The following is a 20,147-nucleotide window of genomic DNA, read 5'->3' as shown; positions in this document are numbered from 1 at the left end:
ATGAAGAATGAAAAAAATAAAACATTAAAATGGGAAATAAAAGATGTCATTGCGGTGGTCCTGTTGAGCCTCTTTCTCATTCTTATCCAGTTTCTTGTAAATATGGTATGCATGGCCAATCATTTTGTCAGTATGGTTTTATCAGTCGGTTTTACCATGTTTTTATGCGCACCGGTCTATTATCTGCTTTTGTGTCGGGTAAGAAAACACTTTGTTACCCTTGTTTATATGAGCATCGTAGGTATGATTTATATGCTGATGGGGAACTGGTATCTTTTACCCTATTTTGCAGCTGTCGGTATGATATGCGAAGCGATCTTGTGGAAAGATTGCGCTGAAAGAAATCCCAGACAAATTATGGCGGCGTGGACCGTTTCCAGTCTTTTGTATAACGGTGTCAATTTACTGCCGATTTGGTTCTTCTGGGAAACCTATTACAGCTTTGCAAAAAGCAGCGGCATGGAGCAAAGCTATATAGACGCGTATGTCCACTATTATAAGACTCCCGGATGGATCGCCCTCATTGTGATTTTTACCACGGTATGCGGACTTGCGGGCAGTTTGGTAGGCAAAAAAATTATTGGAAAGCACTTCAAAAAAGCGGGACTTTTATAATGAAGAAAGTTTCACTTGCTGTCATCACTAAAATATGGGGTTTCTTTTGTGTGCTGACAGCCGCTTCGCTGGGAAAAGATGTTATCCTCAGTTGTATCCTTACGATTACCGCCTGTTTGTGCCTTGCGGCGCAGGGGAAGCTGAAAATTATATTTAACTACGGCATATTTTATATGCTGCTGGGACTTTTGCTTTATGCCATACAACACCGCGGACTTCATATGGTGATTTTTTCGGAATTTTATGTACTGATGCTTTGGAATCTTTCACCTGTCATTTTAGTATCGTGGGACTTGATTACAACCCCGCCCGGAAAGGTTTCAGCGTTCCTAAGCGGCATTCACCTTCCTACATCGGCTATTCTGGGTGTCCTTGTAGTATTCAGATTTTTTCCTACCATGAAATCAGAGCTGAGGAGTGTGTGCCTGTCCATGAAAAGCAGGAATTTGACAGGTATGAAACGTATACTGAAAGCACCTGCAAGAAGCTGCGAATACGTGCTGATCCCCCTCCTCATCAGAATTTTGATGATAGCCGATCAGCTTTCCGTTTCAGCTATTGCAAGAGGCGGAGAGTCGCCGGGAATAAGAAGCAGCTACTATGAGAGCAGGATTGAAATAACGGATATATCGGTAATGATTTTATGGGCAGCTTCGGCATTGGGTTATTTGTGGATCGGAGGCATCAGAATATGATCGACTTAAAAAATGTTTCCTTTCGGTATGCTGACAGCAACCACGGTGTGACGAATATAAATTTAACGATAAAAGCCGGCGAATGTGTGGTTCTTACCGGAAAATCCGGATGCGGAAAAACGACCATTACAAGACTGGTCAACGGTCTGGCCCCGAAGTATTACAAAGGGATAAAAACAGGCAGCATACGAATCGCAGGAAAAGATATTGAAACAATGCCGTCCTATGATATCGGCAGAGCGGTAGGCAGTATATTTCAAGATCCGCAAAGACAGTTCTTTTCGTCGGAGCTTGAGGGCGAGATCGCGTTTGGCTGTGAAAATTACGGTTTCGCACAATTCGACATTCAAAAGAGAACAAAGGACGCTATCCGTAAGATGAGATTGGAGAGTATAGGGAGTATATCCCTGGATTTACTTTCAAGCGGCGAAAAACAGCGAACGGCAGTAGCTTCCGTATATGCTATGCATCCGCAGGCCTTTGTATTTGATGAACCGACCGCAAATCTGGATAAAGACGGCATCATGCAAATGAAAAATATTCTTGTAGAGTTAAAGAAAGCGGGATACGCATTGCTGATTGCCGAGCATCGTCTCAGTTGGATGGGAGAGCTTGCCGACAGATATTTGTACATGGAAGGCGGGCGGATACAGCGTGCATATTGTCCCTCAGAGTTCAGTACAATGGATAAACGTGAACGCATTTCCAAGGGACTTCGTTGCGTTGCGGATATACCGTCTACAAAACAGGCTGCCCCGTCCCTAACGGACAGTATTGCAATAAAAGGAGAAAGGATATCGCTCAAAAAAAACAAGAAACAAATATTAAAGGACGTGGATATTTTTGCTAATGAGAACAGCATCACCGCCGTTACAGGCAGTAACGGTGCCGGAAAAACCAGCTTGGCATTAATTTTGAGCGGGCTGGAAAAATCAAAAGAAGGTAATATTTATCTTCATGGTGAAAAAGCAAAACACAGAAAGCTGCGCAATCATATTTATTACTGCTCAAATGACACAGGGACGCAATTTTTCACGGAAAGTGTTTCAAAGGAACTTTTGCTTGGAACAAAATGCGATGTAGAAAATTTAGAACTGGCAAAAAATTTACTTGAGAATATGCAGCTGTACGACTATAAAGATTCCCATCCGGCTTCTTTGTCAGGAGGACAGAAGCAACGACTGGCAGTATGCTGTGCGCTGCTGTCGAGCAAAAATATTTTGATACTTGACGAACCCACCAGCGGATTGGATGCCGAAAATATGTTTTTGATTGCAGCGGCGTTAAAAAACGCCGCGAAAAAAGGAAAAACCATTTTAGTCATCACTCATGATGAGGAATTTATGCGTGCCTGCTGTGAATACAGAGTAAATATAGACAAAATACAAAGCGAAAAATGTTTGTAAAAATCAGAAAAGTCATATGACCTTTCTGATTTTCGAATTTAATACCGACGTTTATTTTTTTGGCACGATTATAGCCCTTTTAGCGCCTTTAATAAAATCGGGAATCTCACTCGCAATGCCTATTCCAAGACTAAGCCATCCGCCTCCTCCTGATACTTGATCTAATTCTTTTTCAGTTAAAAGTTTATAATTATTCATGCTTTATTTCCTTACTCTATTTATAAAAAATTCTTTACAACAATATTTTGTTATTATTTTTTGTATTTTCTCCAGATATTTCTATTCCTGCGATGCCTTGTATAATGTGTCATTGTTGATTTTTTTAAAATAGGCTCTATAAATACGCTTTGCCTTCTGCATTTAATGATGGCGGCCACAATATGAGTAAATATTTGTCTTATTGTTACAATATTTTGCAAATAAAATAACAGCACGAAATGTCAAATTAATCTAAAATTTTATTGCTTATTGATTTGCAAGTTGAATTTGATGTTTGAAAGTGGTGCACATGCGTTAAGCGTTTGAATACGCAAAATCAATTTGGAATTAAATTTCATATTGACAAATAACGGCGCAGCGCTTAAAATGAAACATAATTTCAAATTCAGATTGAAGCGGATTGGAAGCGTGAGGGCCGATATGGGAAGCAGAGGACAATACAAAACCAGACAGCGAGACGAGATTCTCGCAGCGCTGAAAAGTTTGGAGACCGGTCACGTGACGGCCGGCGATGTTTATGCCTATCTTTGTGCGGCGGGCCGGCCGATCGGGCGCACGACGGTTTATCGCCAGCTGGAGCGTCTGGTGGACGAAGGCGCGGTGGAAAAATACAACGGCGGGGGCCGGCATTCGGCCTGCTTTGAATACATTGGCGAGGGGGCCCACGCGGCCGGCGGCACCTGTTATCATTTAAAATGCGAGCGCTGCGGCAAGCTGATTCACCTGAACTGTGACGTGCTGGAGGTGATCTGCGACCATCTCTCTGCGGAGCACGGTTTTGCGCTGGATCCGAAACGAACGGTTTTTTACGGGCTGTGCGAGGCGTGTCGGAGGCAGAAAGAAAACGGCGCGCCGTAGTCCGGGAGCCGGATTTGGGATTTCACAGGAGGGGAGCACACGATGACAGCAAAAGCGTCCGAAAGAGCGGTTTTAAGCGCGCGTCGCATCGTCAGTCTGCTGATCGTGGCGACGGTCGCTGCCTTTTTATTTTTTGTCATTGCGGAAGCGGGGCACGACTGCAGCGGCGATCATTGTCCGATTTGCGCCGCCGTGGCCCAGTGTGAGCATCAGCTGGCCCTTTTGGGCGCGGGCGGCAGTGTCGCGGTTGCGGTGACGCCCTGCGGCCTTTGGTTTCTGCTCGTGCCGGCGATGCGGGCGGCGGGGCGCCCCGCCGCAAGTCAGACCCTGGTGGCGGCCAAGGTGCGCCTGGACGATTGAGCTTCTAAGGTTGAAACGAAAGATTCAAATCGGGAACAACAGACACCATTCATTTTCAATTTCGGAGGTTTAACAAATGACAACAGCAAAACAAAAACGGGGCATCAGGACCCTGATCGTGCTCGTGCTGATGGCGGCGCTTTGCTTGCCGCTGCTTGCGACGGGCTGCGGCAAAGCAAACGAATCGAAAAAAAGCGCGGCCGGCGGCAAAAAACTCAAGGTGGTCGCCACCGTCTTCCCGGCATACGACTGGGCGAAGCAAATCCTGGGCAAGCGGGCGGCCGATACCGAGCTGACCCTGCTCTTAAAGAACGGCACGGACCTGCACAGCTATCAGCCCAGCGCGGGGGACATCGCCAAGATTGCCAACTGCGATGTGTTTATCCACGTCGGCGGCGAATCCGACGGCTGGGTGAAGGACGCGCTGAAGGAAGCCAAAAATAAAAACATGCAGGTTATCAACCTGATGGAGGTCATGGGCAAGAACAAAAAGCAAGAGGAAGTGAAGGAAGGCATGCAGGCCGAGAAGGAAGACGACGAAAAGGGCGGCGAAGAAGAGGTCGAATACGACGAACACGTGTGGCTGTCGCTGAAAAACGCCAGAACGCTCTGCGCGGCCATTGAAAAGGCGCTTGCCAAAGCCGACAGCGCCCACGCTGACACCTATGCGAAAAACCTCAAGGCCTATGACGCGAAACTCGCGTCGCTCGACGCGGATTACACCAAGGCCACGGCCGCGGCGAAAAACAAAACCCTTGTCTTCGGCGACCGCTTCCCCTTCCGCTATCTGGTCGACGATTATCACCTCGATTATTACGCGGCATTTGTCGGCTGCTCGGCGGAATCCGAGGCGAGCTTTAAGACCATTGCTTTCTTAGCGAAGAAGGTGGACGCGCTGAACCTGAAAACCGTGATGACCATCGAAAACAACGATCATAAAATCGCAAAAACCATCATTAAAAACACCAAGAAGAAGAATCAGAAAATCCTGACCCTCGATTCCATGCAGTCCACCACGTCGAAGGACATCAAAGGCGGAGCCACCTACCTTTCGGTGATGCAGAGCAACCTCAAGGTTCTGCGGAAGGCCCTTTGATTTCTAACCGGTTTTGACATTGACAGGAGAAACGGATGAACCGTCAGAAAGCAACGCAATTAAAAGCCGCAGCGCCGGAGGAAGCGGCGCCGCAAATCACCTGCACAGACGTGACGCTGGGCTACGGCTCACAGGCCGTGGCGTCCCGCATCAATTTTGAGGTGTGTGCGGGAGATTATCTGTGTATCGTTGGGGAGAACGGCGTCGGCAAGTCGACGTTGATGAAAACTTTGTTGGGGCTTGTGCCGCCTCTCGGGGGCAGCATCGTTTTTGCTCCGGGGCTGAGCAATCGAGACATCGGTTATCTGCCCCAGCAGACCGAGGTGCAACGGGACTTTCCGGCGTCGGTGCGGGAGATCGTGCTTTCCGGCTTTCAGCGGCGGGGCTTTCGTCCCTTTTATACCCGGGCGGAAAAAGCCCGGGCGGCAGCGAACATGGCGCGCATGGACATCGCGGATATGGCGCGGCGCTGCTACCGGGAGCTTTCCGGCGGGCAGCAGCAGCGGGTGCTTTTGGCCCGGGCTTTGTGCGCTGCCGGCCGGATGCTCCTTTTGGACGAGCCGGTGGCGGGGCTGGACCCCAGGGTTACGACGGAAATGTACGCCTTGATCGCCGAGCTCAACCGCCAGGGACTGACCATCATCATGATCTCCCACGACGTCGGCGAGGCGGTGACCTATGCGAGTCATATTCTCCACGTGGGGAGCCGCCCGTTTTTCGGCACCCGCAAGGCGTATCTGGCCAGCGATATCGGCCGGCGCTTTGTGGACTGGCGGGGAGGTGAAGCCCGATGCTAACAACCATCAGCCTGTATATGGGTCACGCCTTTGTGCGCTACGCGCTGGTGGTGGGGGTGCTCATTGCGCTGTGCTCCTCGCTGATCGGCGTAACGCTCGTGCTCAAGCGCTTTTCCTTTATCGGCGACGGGCTTTCCCATGTGGCGTTCGGCGCGATGACGGTAGCCACCGTCATGAAGCTGACCAACAACATGGTGCTGATGATGCCGGTGACTATCGTCAGTGCGGTGTTGCTGCTGCGCACCGGCCGGAATGCGAAGATCAAGGGCGATGCGGCCATCGCGATGATCTCGGTGGCATCGCTGGCCTTTGGCTACCTGGTGATGAATGTTTTCTCCACCTCGGCCAATCTCTCCGGCGACGTGTGCAGCACGCTTTTCGGCTCCACGGCAATTCTGACCCTCTCCCATGAAGAGGTGGCATTGTGTGTGGGGCTGTCGGTGCTCGTGACGGCGGTCTTTATCTTCTTTTATCATCATATTTTCGACGTGACCTTTGACGAGGCCTTCGCCCGCTCCGCAGGCACGCCGGTGGATGCCTACAACCTGCTCATCGCGGTGGTGATCGCGGTGATTATCGTGCTGGGGATGAACCTGGTGGGCTCGCTGCTCATCTCGGCGCTGATTATTTTCCCGGCGCTGTCGGCCATGCGGGTGTTTAAAAGCTTTCTTTCGGTGACGATCTGCTCGGTGGTCGTCTCGGTGATCGGCGCCGCGTCGGGCATTTTGATTTCGGTGTGCGCCGGGACGCCGGTGGGCTCCACCATTGTGGCCGTCGACCTCGCGGTGTTTGCCGTTTTCTGGCTGGCCGGGAAGGCGGTGAGCTGATGAGATGGATGAAAGACGCACGGAGAAAGGGGGCGGCTTTGTTGCTGCTGTCTGTGATGCTGGCGGCGGTGCTCGCCGGCTGCGGCGGGGCACCGTCCGACGCCGCCGGCGCGGCCAAAGGCGGTGAGACCGACAGCGTCGCCGCGGCCAACCGAAAAAAAGAAACCCTCGACCTTTCGGTGATGAGCAGCACCGCGGTATACGCCGAGGTGACGGGCATGATGCAAAAGCCCAAAGCCTACGAAGGGAGGCGGGTCCGCATGAAGGGCCGTTTTAACGTGCTGGAAGAAAACAAGCGGGTATACTTTTCCTGCGTCATTCAGGATGCGACGGCGTGCTGCTCCCAGGGCATTGAGTTTGTTCTCGCCGGCAAGCACGCCTATCCGGCGGATTATCCGGCCAAGGACAGCGAAATCACTGTCGAAGGTCGGTTCAAAACCTATCGGGAAAAGGGCGCACTCTATTGTCACCTGGTGGGTGCCAAGCTTTTGTAGAGGCGCGGCAAGCGAAATGCGAAGCGGCCAAAAGAAGGCGTTGCGCCTTCTTTTTTTGCGCGCTGATGGTTGCCTAAAAATCTTGACATCATCTGGGACGGCGATATAATAATATATGGAATTAAGGGTAAAATGTTGAAGGGTGAGGGCTAACGAAAGAATCAGAAAGATCACGATCAATTAGCCAAAAGAGTGACAAGCGCCAGCGATGAAGCGGAAAGTTAGACGACCACTATAGAGAAGACACCCGTAAGATCGCTTTAGTCGAAGACAGATGGTGGGCAAAGCAAAATCTGACGCAAATTTGGAACGGCAGTTGAAGAAACGATAAAAGAGACAACAGATAAACGCCAGGGGCTCAGATCCTGAAAAAGATTGAAATGTGCCGCTGCGATTTGCCCTGTTACTATCGGCATTAGGCACGGCAGCACTTGGTAAGCACCAGCCAACGTAGGTGAATAAAACAAATACACTGAGACATACGAGAATGACCAATAGAGAATTGTATATCAAGATCGCACATTTGTACTATACGATGGGCGAAACACAGGATGAAATTGCAAAAAAACTGAATATGACGCGCCAGAAGGTCAATCGGATGATAGGCGAGCTTCAAAAACTTGGTGTTGTAACCATTCGGGTTAACGGCTTTGGAGACACGAATATTGAAACGGCAAGCTTGATAGAGAATCATTTTGAACTTAAACAAGTGATTGTCGCTGACACCTACGGTGAAAAAAATTTCCTGCCAATGCTTGCGGCGCGTGCAGCCATTTATCTTGAAAGTGCGATTAAGCAGAAAATGAACATCGGTGTTTCCTGGGGGATCACGCTGGCTGAAACCATTAAACACATGTCCTATTTGAATCGATCTGAATGTCAAGTGGTTCAGATGGTTGGCGCGGAAAACAACGATCAGAAAAGTATAAAATCCGACGAAATCGCAAGAGCTTTAGCGAATAAATTAGACTGTGCTTGCAAGATTTTGTATTCGCCGGTTATTTTGGCCAGCCCGCAGGCTAAGAAGTTATTGATGGCAGAGCCTGTTATTCAAAAATCGTTTGCGAGCATGGAAGGTTGCGACATGGCTGTTTTTGGTATTGGTCAATTGAATAAGAACGCTTCGCTTTCACGCCGTCATTTATTATCCGAATTGGAATTAAAAGGATTAAATGATGCGGGTTATATTGGAGATATTTGTATTAATCCAATCAAACAAGATGGTGAATGGCGCGGGTGCGAGCTCAGAAATCGTGTAGTTAGCGCTGACATGAATCTGCTAAAAAAGATTCCAAACGTTGTTGCCATTGCTGGCGGGAAAGATAAAATGAATGCGGTCATTGGTTGTCTTAATAGTGGCGTCATTGACACCCTCATTATTGATGACGAAACCGCGCAAAATATTGTAAGCTGCTTAGCATAAATGAGCAGGATCTTAATAATGGACCGTTGAAGTTTTAATTAGATTCAGCGGTCTTTTTTGAGCAAATAATATTGTAAGGATGCTTGACAAATGTATAAGAACCCCCTTATAATTGAATTAAAGACAAACGTAAAAAAAATATACATATGTTACATTTGTTTCGGGGGAGGAAGCTATGAAATACTTAATTGGCATTGATGCGGGGACATCAAGTGTCAAGGCCGTTTTGTTCGATGAAATTGGACGGGAGCTATTGGTTCATGCTCTCGAAAATGAACCGATCTACATCGGGGAAGCTTCGGTTGAACAAAATATGAATTTACTTTGGAACAAGATTGTCGTGTGCTTGAAGCAGATTGTTGCGGAAGGTCCGGCTAGTAAAGACGATATTGTCGGTATCGGGGTTACCGGCCAAGGGGAAGGGATTTGGCTCCTCGATGAAAACGGGGAGCCGGTTCAAAATGCAATTTTGTGGTGTGATGGGCGTGCGACAGATCAGGTCGACAAAGTCACTCAAGAAAATCCAGCATTGGGCGATATGATTTTTGAAAAAACAGGATCACCGCCGTTAACCGGAACACAGCTTATGTTATTGAGCTGGATGAAAGCGCATCGCGAAAAGACCTTAGATCGTGCGGCGCACATGTTGTTCTGCAAAGATTTTGTGCGATTTAAACTGACGGGGGAATATTTTGGCGATTTCAGTGACGGCAGCACGTCGATTTTAGACGCACAAACCGGCAACCCTGCAGCCGAGGTATTTGACGCCTTGGGATTAAATGATTATATCCACCTAATTCCGCCAGTGAAAAATGCGATGGAAACGGCCGGCGTATTGACCGATGCCATCGCGTCAGATTTGGGGTTAACCCCCGGGACGCCGGTCGTGGCCGGCGCCATTGATGTGGCGGCAACGGCGGTCGGCATCGGTGCCATTGACGAAACAGATATTTGCACGATTTTGGGGACGACCTGTGCGACAGAAACTTTTGGCCACAAAGCCGATTGTCGTTTTGGTGCGCCGAGAACCCGCTATATTAAACATGCGCCTGATGATATCTTTATGAATCTTCAAGCAACGATGAATGGAACACCGAATTTGGATTGGGCTTTATCTGAAATTGCAATTACCAATGATTTTGATCAAATTGACACGATGATTAAGGATATCGGCCCGGGCAGCGGCGGTGTGATCTATCATCCGTATATCAGTGCGGCAGGTGAAAGAGCGCCGTTTTATAATCCGGATGCAAAGTCCAATTTCTTCGGCATCAGTGCGCACACGACACGAGCCGATTTGGTTCATGCGGTTTATGAAGGCATTACATTTTCGATCAAAGATTGCCTGAATCATTTGGATAAAAATGTCAAGATTTATCTCGCTGGCGGTGGCGCAAAAAGTGAAATATGGTCGCAGATGATCGCGGATATGCTTGGCGTTCAGGTGATTATTTCGGCTGGAAATGAATTCGGCGCTAAAGGCGCGGCCATGTTAGCGGGGGTTGCGGCAGGCTGCTACAAAGATCTGACCGAAGCCAAGCGCGCCTGCTGTTACGCGAAAAAGATGCATCGTCCGGATCCGGAAAAGACGAAAATTTACAGCGATTTGTACGAACTTTATGTCGACATTCGAAAAGCGAATGACAGCTTGTGGCACAAGCGGGCGGCGATTTTGGACAAATATTTTGGCCATGACGAGGGGGAATAAAGCATGAAAATATTTTTTACTGCGGAATACGATGAAGAGGCGCTGAAACCGCTATACGATATCGGGGAAGTCGTTAAAGATGGTTGGGCCATCGGCAAAGCAAAAATGACAGAAGAAGAATTTGCGGAAAAATCGAAAGATGCGGATATCATCATCACGAGTTATGACGATGTCACAAAAAAAGTCATCGACGGAGCATCAAAGCTGAAGCTCATCGCTGTGACCCGTGCGACGCCGGTTAATGTCGATATAGAAGCGGCTGAGGTGAAAAATATTCCGATCATTTATACGCCGGGGCGCAATTCCGATACGGCGGCAGAGATGACGATCGGCCTGATGCTCGCCATTGCCCGCAAAATTCCGATGGCGCATATGGCCCTCAAACAAGGTCAATATACAGCGGATCCTGAATATCACAAAGAAACAAAAGAAGGCCTGAAAGTCGACATGATCTGGGACATGAACCCGGGATCGCCCTATGTTGTATTCAAGGAGACCCAGCTTAAAGGCAAGACACTGGGGATCGTCGGTTACGGCAGCATTGGCAAGCGCGTTGGCAGAATCGCCCGAGCGATGGGGATGAAGCTTTTGATTTATGATCCGTTCTGCTGTCCGATCGACATCGAAGAAATCGGGATCGAAAAAGTTGAAGATCTCGAGGATTTGATGAAGAAGGCAGATTTTGTGACCTGTCACCTGAAAGTGACACCGCAGACAAGAGGGCTCATCAGCGACAAGATGATAAAGCTGATGAAGCCGACGGCCTATTTGATCAATTCATCGCGCGGAGCCATTTTAGATGAAAATGCGCTCGTCGATGCATTGCGCGAAAAACGCATTAGGGGGGCGGCCCTGGATGTCTACGCCTCAGAACCCGTTGCCCGTAACCATCCCTATATTACAGAACTCAATAACGTGGTGATTACGCCGCACATCGCCGGTGCGACAGACGATGTACTGACGAATCACACCAGGCAAGTCGTTGACGATGTCAAACGCTTTGTCGCCGGCAAACCACTATTGTATCACTACCATTAATCCATATATAATCGATTCAAACATCAAGGGGGAATAACCATGTTGTTAAAGCAAGAACGCAATGACGTCGTCATTTATTGCAAAAAATTAATCACAGCCGGCCTCACCACAGGAACCGGCGGCAACATTAGTATTTTTAACCGCGAGAAAGAATTATTTGCGATCAGTCCGTCCGGCATCGATTATTTTGAACAAAACCCAGAAGATATCGTGGTCATGGATCTCGACGGCAATGTCGTCGACGGCGATCGCAAGCCATCGAGCGAAAAAGATTTGCATCGCATTTTTTATACAGACCGGGACGATATCGACGCAATTGTGCATACGCATTCGACATATTGCACAGTTTTGGCAACATTGCGAGAGCCTTTGCCGGCGTCAAGTTATCTGGTCGCGTTTGGCGGACCGGAAATTCGCTGCGGCGGATACGCCTCTTATGGAACACCGGAATTAGCCAGGCTGACATTTGATGCCATGCGGGATCGTCAGGCGGCGCTCATGGCCAATCACGGGATGACCGCGGGCGGAAAGAATATTGCCAGTGCATTTAATGTTGCGGAACAAATCGAACAATGCGCACGGGTTTACGTGATCGCCAGATCGATTGGCGAGCCTGTGATCTTAGACGAAGATGAGATGGAACGCATGATGGTTAAATTCCGCGATGATTACGGTCAAAAACACATGGAGTCCATCAAACGAAAATAATATATAAAAATGAAAATCCGATTTCGAAGAGCCGGGTTAAATTTGTAACGATAAAAACCACGATAATCTTTAATATTGGAAACTTGGCTATGGAAAAAGAGGGCGTTGCGCCTTCTTTTTTTGCGGGGCGGCTCAAAAGCGCCTGTAAACCTTGACATCCCTTGAACAAGCGGTATAATGATAGCGAAAAAACGCACGAAAGGGGGGATCACCATGAAAGATCAGAAGGACAAAGACCAATTGGAAAAAAGAGTGATGATAGCCAGCGATGAGGCGGCTGAGCAGGCGGCCGTCCCGGGAGAAGCGCCCCCGAAACGCTTCGGTAAAGGTGACACCGGGCCGGACGAGCGCAAGGAGGAACCCGTCGAACGGTTTGAGCGGGGAAAAGCGGAGCCTAAGGTCGGGGAGGTGTCGGAGGAAAAGGCATCGGATAAGCCCCACCGGTTTGGCCGAGGGCCAAAATCCTGAACGCGCCGGGCAACACACAAAAAACGACCGAATCAATAAAGATTCGGTCGTTTTTTGATGGACGCCTTAAGCGTCTTCGTTGATCCAGGGGGAAATCTGCCAGACGTAGCGAGTATCCTCCGCGTCGTTGAGTGCCAAAATGGCGTAGTTTTTTCCGATGAAAACCGCCTTGTCTCCGGGCGCTTCCTGATATTCCACGCCGGCATCGCCATAGTAAACGGCCTCGGTCATGGCCTTCAACGGGACAACGGGTTTTTGATCATATTGCCGGAAGCGGTTGAATTCGCGAAAAGCTTCCGCCTGCATCACCTCACTTAACAGATGTTTTTGAGGTTCTTCCTTGATATCGATAATCAAAACATCAGTGGCATCTTCGGTTCTGCGGACCAACGCTAAAACGTATTTCATGATGAAGCCTCCCTCCACGCGATCGTTTTTTAAATTATAAACCATTTCAAAAAGCTTGTCACGAAAATCAAATTAAAAATTAAACTAAAAAAGCCCTGCGTTGTGCAGGGCTGCCAATGGAGGTTTAGTCGTAGGTCTTGATCTTGTTGTTGATCTTCTGGTGGGTCAGGTCCTTGCCGAACCATTTTTTTGTCAATTTGCCGTAGGTGCCGTCCTTTTTGATGGCCTTGAGCGCGTCGTTGATCTTGTCGCGCAGGGCGGTGTCCTGCTTGCGGCAGACAACGGCCACCGGCTCGTTGGACAACGTGCTCGAAGAGACCTTGTAAGTATTCGGCTGCTGTGCCACATAGAAGTTGGCCACCGGTTCATCGGTCATGATGTAGTCGATCTGGCCGCCCCGCAGCGCGGTGAAGGCGTCGATCATGGAGTCGAATTCCTTGAGGGTCATTTTGTTGCCGTCCTTTTTGAAAGCCTTGGCCGCGTAATCCGCGGTGGTTTCGAGCTGGACGCCGACTTTCTTGCCGTCAAGCTGCTTGATATCCGTGGCCTGGGTGCCGCCGGCCGGGGAGACGATCACCACGCCGTTGCCCAGGTAGGAATTGCTCATGGCGAAGCTCTTCTGTCGCTTGTCGGTGTTGGAGACGCCGGCGATGATGCATTCGTACTGGCCAGAATTGAGCCCGTTGAAGATCCCGTCGAAGGAGGTGTTGGTCCATTTGGCCTTCACGCCCATTTTCTTGGCGAGGGCGCGGCCGAGATCCACGTCGAAGCCGACGAGCTTGTTGTTTTTATCCTTATATTCGAAGGGGGTGTATTCGGCGTTGGTGCCGATCTGCAAAACCCCGTCGTCCAGGGCGCTCTTTTGTTTGCTGCCGCAGCCCGTCGCAAAACCGATCACCGCGGCGAGGCAGGCGGCGAGGGCAATCACTGTGAGTTTCTTTTTCATGAATGAACTCCTCTCTTAAAATTATCTTTATTATAAAACAAAGGCCGGCAAAAGGCCAGCCTTTTATGGGTAAATATGCAGGAAAATTTTATTTTATACAACGTCGCCGGCCGGCGCGAGCAAATTGGCGCGGATGGCGGCGAGATCCGCCGGGGCGAGGTCGGTCTGCTCGGTCAGGTAGCGGTCGACATGGCCGAAGTGTTCGCGGATAAAATCGAGCTGGGACTTAAGCCAGGCCGGCCGAACGCCGAAGAAGTCCCGCAGCTTGGCCCGTTCCTCCGGCGCGGCCATGTTAAAGCCGGTGGCCATGATGGTGCCCAGACTTTCGTAGGCCCGCTCGAAGGTGAGGTTGCTCAGGGTGTAGTCGGAGAGGATTACGGACTCCGGCACGCCGCAGATCAAAAGGATCAGCGCCGTCATAAAGCCGGTGCGGTCTTTGCCGTTGGTGCAGTGATAAAGCAGCGGAAAGGCCGCGGGGTCTGTCATCAGATGGAGCACCCGGGCAAAATCCCGGGCTTTGTGTTCGACCTGGTAGCGGTAAATCTCCCGGAAGAAGCGGTCGATGGCGCCTGGATCGTCGAAGTCGATGTCCCGGGCGGAGACCGGGATGCCCTTCAGCACCGGCAGGTTGATGTAGTCCGCCGTGGCGGGCAGCCGATCGCGCTGTTCGCCCGCCCGGCCGGTGTCGCGGAAGTCAATCACGTGGCGCAGACCGATGGCCTCGAGGGCGGCGATGGCGTCGTCATTCCAATCTGAAAGCGCCTCGGCGCGAAATACCAGCCCCCAGCGCAGCTTTCGGCCGTCCCGGCCGGTGTAGCCGCCGATATCCCGGAAGTTGATGGTGGTCTCGGGCAGCAGGAAGCGGCGGTCGAGCTGCGACTCGTCGCAGAGAATCAGGTGTTCGGCGTCGTGATAATCGATGACCGGAACGGCAGATGGATGTGAGGCAGTTTTTTCTTTCTTTTGCTTCAGGCAGGCGAAGGCGGCGGCAAAGCCGAGGGCCGCGAGCCCGAAGCCGATCATTTTTTTCATGAGCGTTCTCCTTGGATGCGTTGCAATGTGCGGGTGTTTTCATTATTATAGCATAATGCACGCCGGATAATGGCGCCGGCGCGAAATTTTGGAGGTGGCCATGCAGAAGGATCGACAGGGAATCGGCGTTTATGTGCATATTCCCTTTTGCGTTAAGAAATGCCGCTATTGCGATTTTTGTTCGTCTCGGGAGGACGCGGCGGCCGTCGACCGGTATATCGACGCGCTCATCGCCGAAATTCGAGACGATGGCGCAGCGGCGGGAAAGCGGGTGGCAAGCCTTTATTTTGGCGGCGGCACCCCGTCCTTTGTGGACGCGGCGCAGATTGCCCGGGTGGCGGCGGCGCTGGAGGCGCGCTACGCTTTTTCCCTGCGGGATGCCGATATCGAGGCGACCATCGAGGTGAACCCCGCCTCGGCGGTGGGCGAAAAGCTTGCGGCCTATCGGGCGCTGGGCTTTAACCGGCTGTCCGTCGGCTGCCAGAGCACCGATAACAGACTGCTCGCGCTGATGGGGCGGGCGCACCGCGCGGCGGATTTTTTTGCCACGGTGGCGGCCGCGAAGGCCGCTGGGTTTGAGAATATCTCCGCCGACGTGATCTTCGGCCTGCCGGAGCAGCAGCTGGCCGACGTCGCGGCGACCATGCGGGATCTGTTTGCCCAGCCCTTGACCCATCTCTCGGCCTATAGCCTGATCGTCGAGCCGGGGACGGTGTTCGACCGTTTAGAGCGGGAAGGCCGGCTCGCGCTTCCTCAGGAGGCGGAGGAGCGCGCGATGTATGAAACGGTGCGCCGGATGGCAGCCGCCGCAGGCTTTGAACCCTACGAAATTTCCAACTTGGCCCGTCCGGGTTACGCGAGTCGGCACAACAGCCGGTACTGGACTTTCGAGCCCTATCGGGGCTATGGCCTCGGGGCGGCCTCCTTTTCGCGGCCGCTGGCCCTGCCTCTGGGGGACGGAGATGGCCGGCGCTTTGCAAACACATCGAACTTGGCGGCTTATTGTCTGGCGCCGGGCCGGGCGTTGGCGGAGGATCACCGGCTGTCTCTGGCCGAGGCCAAGGGCGATTTCATGTTTCTCGGGCTCCGGCGCACTGCGGGCGTGCGCGACGCGGTTTTTCAGCAACTTTTCGGCGTTTCCTTTTTTGAGGAGTACGACGCGGCCATCGCCAAGCTGCGGCGGCAGGGACTCGTCGAGGTGGCCGGCGATGCGCTGCGGCTGAGCCGCCGGGGATACGACTTGGCTAATCAGGTGTTTGTAGCCTTTGTGTGAGCCGGCTTAAATTAAACTGTAAATTTTTCAGAAAAAACGTCGGAAGGGGAAATTTACGTCGGATTCTTGTTGACAATTCAAAATCCCGGTGCTATATTAAACACAGATATTAGCACTCATGCAAAAAGAGTGCTAATAAAGAGGCGGTGATAAGATGAAGCCCAGAAAAAAGAAAATACTCACGGCGGTGATTCAGGAATACATCAATACGGCCGATCCGGTCGGCTCGCGGACCCTCTCCAAGCATCACGAGCTCGGGGTCAGCCCGGCGACCATCCGCAACGAGATGGCCGACCTGGAAGAGATGGGCTATTTGATTTCGCCTCACACCTCCGCCGGGCGCATCCCGACGCAGAAGGCCTATCGCTATTATGTGGACGAGATCATGCAGATCCGCAAGCTCGCGGAGAGCATGCGCCGGGACATTCACCGGGGGTATCTGACGGCCGGCCGGGAGATCGAACACGCCATTGTCCACACGGCCGATGCCCTGTCGACCCTCACCAACTATACCTCGGTGGTGCTGTCGCCTCGGGTTTCGCGGTTCAACTGCAAACATGTGCAGATCGTGCCGCTGATTCGCAACCGAGTGCTGATGGTGGTGGTCACGGTGGAAGGCATCGCCAAGAATGTGGAGATCACCCTTTCCCAGAATGTGGATAACGAAATGGCCCTGCACCTGTCCAACGCGCTTAACAGCATGCTCAAAAACATCGCACTGCAGGATTTCGGTACGGATATGGTGGACAGCATCGCCGATCTGACCCAGGCAGAGACGGCGGCCCTTCGCGAAATGCTTCCGGTCCTTCAGGAGACCCTCCTCGAGGAGGAAACCGAAGTCACGGCGACAGGGTTTAAGAATCTGCTCAACTACCCGGAATTTAACGACGTGGACAAAATCAAGAATCTGGTGGACGTGGTCGAGGCCAAGCCCCTTTTGGCGAAGGTGATGGTGAACGGCATCACCCACACCGGCGACGACCGCAATCAGATCATCCACATCTCCATCGGCGACGAGAACGACAATCAGCATCTGAAGGAATTTTCGATCATCACCTCGACTTACGAGATGAACGGCAGCCCGATGGGCGCCTTCGGCGTGATCGGTCCGACCCGGATGAATTATTCGCTGGTGTCCTCGGTGCTCGATGCCATTCGAGAGGAACTCAACGACAACATTAACAAGCTATTGGAATAACCGCGGCGATGACCGCGGCGCAAACACACAAAGGCAGGAATCATGGCAGAAGAAAAAGAACCATTAACACAGGAAGCCGAACCGACAACGCCGGAATCGACGGCTGACACCGAGCAGACGGCCCAGGCCGAAACGCCGGAAGCATCGCAGGAATCCCCCAAGGCAGACGCAGCTCAGGAAGAGAATTACAAAGATCAGCTGATGCGGCTGCGGGCGGATTTCGACAATTACAAAAAACGCACGAGCCGGGAAAAGGCCGACATCGCGGCCTACACCACCGAGGGACTGCTCAAGAAGCTCCTCCCAGTGGTCGACAATCTGGAACGGGCTCAGGCGGCGGCCGAATCGGACGAGGAGAGCCAGGTGGCCGAAGGAGTCCGGATGGTCTTTGACGAGCTGATGGGCGTGCTCAAAGAGGAAGGCCTCGAGGAAATCGAAGCCGAAGGCCAGCCCTTCGACCCGAATTTTCACCACGGCGTGGCGGTGGGGAGTGATCCCGAAGCGGACGATCAGGTGGTGTTGAGTGTCTTTCAGAAGGGCTATACCTACAAAGACCGGGTGGTGCGCGCCGCGATGGTGCAAATCAACCAGAAGTAAGCAAAAAATCCGGCGCTTTTCAGCGCGATTAATGATAAAAAATATCCATTTGAACAATTTCAGGAGGCAATAAAATGAGTAAAGAAAAAATTATCGGCATCGATTTAGGAACAACCAATTCTTGTGTAGCTGTGCTTGAAGGCGGCGATCCCGTCGTTATTCCGAATGCGGAAGGCGCCAGAACCACCCCGTCGGTCGTGCAGATCAAAGACGGCGAACGCCTGGTGGGGCAGGTGGCCAAGCGCGGCGCCATCTCCAATCCGGACGGCACCATCTCGTCCATCAAGCGCCACATGGGCTCGGATTACAAAGTCACCGTCGAAGGCAAGGAATACACCCCGCAGGAGATCTCCGCGATCATTCTGCAAAAGCTGAAGGCTGACGCCGAAGCCTACCTGGGTGAGGAAGTGAAAAAGGCCGTGATCACCGTGCCGGCCTACTTTAACGACGCCCAGCGCCAGGCCACCAAGGATGCCGGCAAGATCGCCGGTCTCGAGGTGGAACGCATCATCAACGAGCCGACGGCCGCATCGCTGGCCTATGGACTTGAAAAGGACGCGTCCCAGAAGATCATGGTCTTCGACCTGGGCGGCGGCACCTTTGACGTCTCCATCCTCGAACTGGGCGACGGCGTGTTTGAAGTTATGGCGACCTCTGGGAACAACCACCTCGGCGGCGACGATTTTGATAACAAGGTTATCGACTGGCTGGCCGACGAATTCAAGAAGGAAAACGGCGTCAACCTGAAGGCCGACAAGATGGCGCTCCAGCGTTTGAAGGAAGCGGCGGAAAAGGCCAAAATTGAACTGTCCTCCACGCTGAAGACCGAAATCAACCTGCCCTTTATCACCGCGACGGCGGAAGGGCCGAAGCATCTGCAGATGGATCTGTCCCGGGCCAAGTTTGACGAACTGACGGCCGATCTGGTGGACGCCACCCGCGGGCCGGTCAATCAAGCGCTGGCCGACGCCGAGATCTCCGGCGCCGATCTGGGCCGGGTGATTCTCGTCGGCGGCTCTTCGCGGATTCCGGCGGTGCAGGCCGCAGTGAAGGGCATCACCGGCAAGGATGCGGACAAATCCGTCAACCCGGACGAATGCGTTGCCGTCGGGGCAGCCATTCAGGCCGGGGTGCTCGCCGGCGAAGTCAACGACGTGCTGCTCCTCGATGTGACCCCGCTGTCTCTGGGGATTGAAACCCTCGGCGGCGTGAGCACCAAACTCATCGAACGCAACACCACGATCCCGACGAAAAAATCCCAGGTGTTTTCCACCGCGGCGGACAATCAGACGGCGGTCGACATCCACGTGCTCCAGGGCGAACGGGAAATGGCCAGAGACAACAAAACGCTGGGCCGCTTCCAGCTGACGGGCATTCCGGCGGCGCGCCGCGGGGTGCCGCAGATCGAGGTGACCTTCGACATCGACGCCAACGGCATTGTCAACGTGTCGGCCAAGGATTTGGGCACCGGCAAGGCGCAGAACATCGTCATCAAGTCCACCTCCAACATGAGCGAGGCCGATATCGACAAGGCCGTGAAGGAAGCGGAACAGCACGCGGCCGAAGACAAGAAGGAAAAGGAACTCATCGAGGCGCGCAACAACGCCGACTCCGCCGCCTATCAGGCCGAACAGTCCTTAAAAGACATCGGCGACAAGGCCACGGCCGACGAAAAGGCGAAGGTCGAAGCGGCGATTGCCGAGCTGCGGGAAAAGGCCCAGGGCGACGACCTCGAAGCCATCAAGACCGCGACCGACGCGCTGAATGAATCCCTTTATCCGATTGCGCAGAAGATGTATGCCGATGCGCAGGCGCAGCAGCAGGCCGGCCAGGAAGCGCCCCAGGGCGAAGGTCAGACACAAGGCGGCGGTGACGACGACGTGGAAGACGCCACCTATGAAGACGTCACGGACTAACCGCACGGCATTAACGACAACAAAAGATCTGCCGCAGAGCAGAAAGAGAAGGGCAGCTTTTTAAA

At 52.2% G+C, this 20,147-nt stretch carries 22 protein-coding genes; 18 read left to right on the top strand and 4 right to left on the bottom strand.

Features of this window, described 5'->3' with window-relative positions; all coding sequences use genetic code 11:
- From V3C63_RS02415 to V3C63_RS02405, 3 genes are read left to right on the top strand one after another with little or no spacing between them, the layout of a single operon-like run.
- Positions 1-615 carry an MptD family putative ECF transporter S component gene (locus V3C63_RS02415; RefSeq protein WP_329886212.1) on the top strand — a complete coding sequence of 205 codons (615 nt, stop codon included), beginning with the start codon at positions 1-3 and terminating at the stop codon, positions 613-615.
- Positions 615-1,310, top strand: coding sequence for an energy-coupling factor transporter transmembrane component T family protein (locus V3C63_RS02410; protein ID WP_329886211.1), 696 nt, complete (start codon positions 615-617; stop codon positions 1,308-1,310). Before V3C63_RS02415 ends, V3C63_RS02410 begins: the two co-directional genes overlap by 1 nt.
- Entirely contained in the window at positions 1,307-2,716 is a 1,410-nt protein-coding gene (locus V3C63_RS02405; protein WP_329886210.1) for an ABC transporter ATP-binding protein, read from the top strand. The genes V3C63_RS02410 and V3C63_RS02405 overlap by 4 nt, the downstream gene beginning before the upstream one ends.
- Positions 2,717-2,767: 51 nt before the next feature.
- Here the strand turns inward: V3C63_RS02405 and V3C63_RS02400 are convergent, their stop codons facing one another.
- Positions 2,768-2,914 (bottom strand): ComC/BlpC family leader-containing pheromone/bacteriocin, encoded by a 147-nt coding sequence (locus V3C63_RS02400; protein WP_329886209.1) that lies wholly within the window; start codon positions 2,912-2,914, stop codon positions 2,768-2,770.
- Positions 2,915-3,355: 441 nt separating this feature from the next.
- Between V3C63_RS02400 and V3C63_RS02395 the strand changes: the two genes are divergently transcribed.
- The 11 genes from V3C63_RS02395 to V3C63_RS02345 all read left to right on the top strand — a co-directional run bounded on the left by V3C63_RS02395 (position 3,356) and on the right by V3C63_RS02345 (position 12,712).
- Positions 3,356-3,793: a Fur family transcriptional regulator gene (locus V3C63_RS02395; protein WP_329886208.1), complete on the top strand. Its 438-nt coding sequence runs from the start codon at positions 3,356-3,358 to the stop codon at positions 3,791-3,793.
- Positions 3,794-3,835: 42 nt separating this feature from the next.
- Positions 3,836-4,153, top strand: coding sequence for a hypothetical protein (locus V3C63_RS02390; RefSeq protein ID WP_329886207.1), 318 nt, complete (start codon positions 3,836-3,838; stop codon positions 4,151-4,153).
- Positions 4,154-4,229: 76 nt separating this feature from the next.
- A complete protein-coding gene (locus tag V3C63_RS02385; RefSeq protein WP_329886206.1) occupies positions 4,230-5,249 on the top strand; it encodes a metal ABC transporter substrate-binding protein in 1,020 nt (339 codons plus the stop codon).
- A 35-nt stretch (positions 5,250-5,284) separates the two neighbouring features.
- The gene (locus V3C63_RS02380) at positions 5,285-6,046 is read left to right on the top strand and encodes a metal ABC transporter ATP-binding protein (RefSeq protein WP_329886205.1); all 762 of its coding nucleotides are present in this window, start codon (positions 5,285-5,287) and stop codon (positions 6,044-6,046) included.
- Positions 6,040-6,873, top strand: coding sequence for a metal ABC transporter permease (locus V3C63_RS02375; protein ID WP_329886204.1), 834 nt, complete (start codon positions 6,040-6,042; stop codon positions 6,871-6,873). The genes V3C63_RS02380 and V3C63_RS02375 overlap by 7 nt, the downstream gene beginning before the upstream one ends.
- The gene (locus V3C63_RS02370) at positions 6,873-7,367 is read left to right on the top strand and encodes a hypothetical protein (protein ID WP_329886203.1); all 495 of its coding nucleotides are present in this window, start codon (positions 6,873-6,875) and stop codon (positions 7,365-7,367) included. The genes V3C63_RS02375 and V3C63_RS02370 overlap by 1 nt, the downstream gene beginning before the upstream one ends.
- Before the next feature lie 487 nt (positions 7,368-7,854).
- Positions 7,855-8,790, top strand: coding sequence for a sugar-binding transcriptional regulator (locus tag V3C63_RS02365; protein ID WP_329886202.1), 936 nt, complete (start codon positions 7,855-7,857; stop codon positions 8,788-8,790).
- Positions 8,791-8,965: 175 nt separating this feature from the next.
- Positions 8,966-10,498: an FGGY-family carbohydrate kinase gene (locus tag V3C63_RS02360; protein ID WP_329886201.1), complete on the top strand. Its 1,533-nt coding sequence runs from the start codon at positions 8,966-8,968 to the stop codon at positions 10,496-10,498.
- A 3-nt stretch (positions 10,499-10,501) separates the two neighbouring features.
- The gene (locus tag V3C63_RS02355) at positions 10,502-11,536 is read left to right on the top strand and encodes a 2-hydroxyacid dehydrogenase (protein WP_329886200.1); all 1,035 of its coding nucleotides are present in this window, start codon (positions 10,502-10,504) and stop codon (positions 11,534-11,536) included.
- 39 nt (positions 11,537-11,575) lie between these two features.
- Positions 11,576-12,244: an L-fuculose-phosphate aldolase gene (locus V3C63_RS02350; protein ID WP_329886199.1), complete on the top strand. Its 669-nt coding sequence runs from the start codon at positions 11,576-11,578 to the stop codon at positions 12,242-12,244.
- Positions 12,245-12,457: 213 nt separating this feature from the next.
- On the top strand, positions 12,458-12,712 hold the full coding sequence (locus V3C63_RS02345; protein ID WP_329886198.1) for a hypothetical protein: 255 nt from the start codon (positions 12,458-12,460) through the stop codon (positions 12,710-12,712).
- A 66-nt stretch (positions 12,713-12,778) separates the two neighbouring features.
- On the opposite strand, the gene V3C63_RS02340 is transcribed toward V3C63_RS02345, so the two are convergent.
- The 3 genes from V3C63_RS02340 to V3C63_RS02330 all read right to left on the bottom strand — a co-directional run bounded on the left by V3C63_RS02340 (position 12,779) and on the right by V3C63_RS02330 (position 15,098).
- A complete protein-coding gene (locus V3C63_RS02340; RefSeq protein ID WP_329886197.1) occupies positions 12,779-13,120 on the bottom strand; it encodes a hypothetical protein in 342 nt (113 codons plus the stop codon).
- Positions 13,121-13,244: 124 nt separating this feature from the next.
- A complete protein-coding gene (locus tag V3C63_RS02335; protein ID WP_329886196.1) occupies positions 13,245-14,066 on the bottom strand; it encodes a substrate-binding periplasmic protein in 822 nt (273 codons plus the stop codon).
- Positions 14,067-14,159: 93 nt separating this feature from the next.
- Positions 14,160-15,098, bottom strand: a complete 939-nt coding sequence (locus tag V3C63_RS02330) for a tyrosine-protein phosphatase (RefSeq protein WP_329886195.1) — start codon at positions 15,096-15,098, stop codon at positions 14,160-14,162.
- Positions 15,099-15,198: 100 nt separating this feature from the next.
- On the opposite strand from V3C63_RS02330, the gene hemW reads away from it, so the two are divergent.
- The 4 genes from hemW (at position 15,199) to dnaK (ending at position 20,082) form a co-directional block, all read left to right on the top strand.
- Positions 15,199-16,371 (top strand): radical SAM family heme chaperone HemW, encoded by a 1,173-nt coding sequence (hemW, locus tag V3C63_RS02325; RefSeq protein ID WP_329886194.1) that lies wholly within the window; start codon positions 15,199-15,201, stop codon positions 16,369-16,371.
- 154 nt (positions 16,372-16,525) lie between these two features.
- The gene (gene hrcA, locus V3C63_RS02320) at positions 16,526-17,569 is read left to right on the top strand and encodes a heat-inducible transcriptional repressor HrcA (RefSeq protein ID WP_329886193.1); all 1,044 of its coding nucleotides are present in this window, start codon (positions 16,526-16,528) and stop codon (positions 17,567-17,569) included.
- A 42-nt stretch (positions 17,570-17,611) separates the two neighbouring features.
- Entirely contained in the window at positions 17,612-18,166 is a 555-nt protein-coding gene (gene grpE, locus V3C63_RS02315; RefSeq protein WP_329886192.1) for a nucleotide exchange factor GrpE, read from the top strand.
- Positions 18,167-18,240: 74 nt separating this feature from the next.
- Entirely contained in the window at positions 18,241-20,082 is a 1,842-nt protein-coding gene (gene dnaK, locus V3C63_RS02310) for a molecular chaperone DnaK (RefSeq protein WP_329886191.1), read from the top strand.
- Positions 20,083-20,147: the final 65 nt, after the last annotated feature.

It is taken from the genome of Pseudoramibacter faecis, from assembly GCF_036289405.1.
GTDB classification, from domain to species: domain Bacteria; phylum Bacillota; class Clostridia; order Eubacteriales; family Eubacteriaceae; genus Pseudoramibacter; species Pseudoramibacter faecis.
The sequence above is the reverse complement of the archived record's forward strand: the minus strand, read 5'-3'. Positions and strand labels throughout refer to the sequence as shown.

What these genes read in the sequence shown, in the direction of transcription:
- V3C63_RS02360 (WP_329886201.1), top strand. Translation starts at nt 8,966, where the DNA reads ATGAAATACTTAATTGGCATTGATGCGGGGACATCAAGTGTCAAGGCC.
- V3C63_RS02395 (WP_329886208.1), top strand. Translation starts at nt 3,356, where the DNA reads ATGGGAAGCAGAGGACAATACAAAACCAGACAGCGAGACGAGATTCTC.
- V3C63_RS02350 (WP_329886199.1), top strand. Translation starts at nt 11,576, where the DNA reads ATGTTGTTAAAGCAAGAACGCAATGACGTCGTCATTTATTGCAAAAAA.
- V3C63_RS02355 (WP_329886200.1), top strand. Translation starts at nt 10,502, where the DNA reads ATGAAAATATTTTTTACTGCGGAATACGATGAAGAGGCGCTGAAACCG.
- V3C63_RS02405 (WP_329886210.1), top strand. Translation starts at nt 1,307, where the DNA reads ATGATCGACTTAAAAAATGTTTCCTTTCGGTATGCTGACAGCAACCAC.
- V3C63_RS02415 (WP_329886212.1), top strand. Translation starts at nt 1, where the DNA reads ATGAAGAATGAAAAAAATAAAACATTAAAATGGGAAATAAAAGATGTC.
- V3C63_RS02375 (WP_329886204.1), top strand. Translation starts at nt 6,040, where the DNA reads ATGCTAACAACCATCAGCCTGTATATGGGTCACGCCTTTGTGCGCTAC.
- V3C63_RS02365 (WP_329886202.1), top strand. Translation starts at nt 7,855, where the DNA reads ATGACCAATAGAGAATTGTATATCAAGATCGCACATTTGTACTATACG.
- V3C63_RS02340 (WP_329886197.1), bottom strand. Translation starts at nt 13,120, where the DNA reads ATGAAATACGTTTTAGCGTTGGTCCGCAGAACCGAAGATGCCACTGAT.
- dnaK (WP_329886191.1), top strand. Translation starts at nt 18,241, where the DNA reads ATGAGTAAAGAAAAAATTATCGGCATCGATTTAGGAACAACCAATTCT.
- V3C63_RS02335 (WP_329886196.1), bottom strand. Translation starts at nt 14,066, where the DNA reads ATGAAAAAGAAACTCACAGTGATTGCCCTCGCCGCCTGCCTCGCCGCG.
- V3C63_RS02380 (WP_329886205.1), top strand. Translation starts at nt 5,285, where the DNA reads ATGAACCGTCAGAAAGCAACGCAATTAAAAGCCGCAGCGCCGGAGGAA.
- hemW (WP_329886194.1), top strand. Translation starts at nt 15,199, where the DNA reads ATGCAGAAGGATCGACAGGGAATCGGCGTTTATGTGCATATTCCCTTT.
- hrcA (WP_329886193.1), top strand. Translation starts at nt 16,526, where the DNA reads ATGAAGCCCAGAAAAAAGAAAATACTCACGGCGGTGATTCAGGAATAC.
- V3C63_RS02345 (WP_329886198.1), top strand. Translation starts at nt 12,458, where the DNA reads ATGAAAGATCAGAAGGACAAAGACCAATTGGAAAAAAGAGTGATGATA.
- V3C63_RS02330 (WP_329886195.1), bottom strand. Translation starts at nt 15,098, where the DNA reads ATGAAAAAAATGATCGGCTTCGGGCTCGCGGCCCTCGGCTTTGCCGCC.
- V3C63_RS02390 (WP_329886207.1), top strand. Translation starts at nt 3,836, where the DNA reads ATGACAGCAAAAGCGTCCGAAAGAGCGGTTTTAAGCGCGCGTCGCATC.
- V3C63_RS02410 (WP_329886211.1), top strand. Translation starts at nt 615, where the DNA reads ATGAAGAAAGTTTCACTTGCTGTCATCACTAAAATATGGGGTTTCTTT.
- grpE (WP_329886192.1), top strand. Translation starts at nt 17,612, where the DNA reads ATGGCAGAAGAAAAAGAACCATTAACACAGGAAGCCGAACCGACAACG.
- V3C63_RS02370 (WP_329886203.1), top strand. Translation starts at nt 6,873, where the DNA reads ATGAGATGGATGAAAGACGCACGGAGAAAGGGGGCGGCTTTGTTGCTG.
- V3C63_RS02385 (WP_329886206.1), top strand. Translation starts at nt 4,230, where the DNA reads ATGACAACAGCAAAACAAAAACGGGGCATCAGGACCCTGATCGTGCTC.
- V3C63_RS02400 (WP_329886209.1), bottom strand. Translation starts at nt 2,914, where the DNA reads ATGAATAATTATAAACTTTTAACTGAAAAAGAATTAGATCAAGTATCA.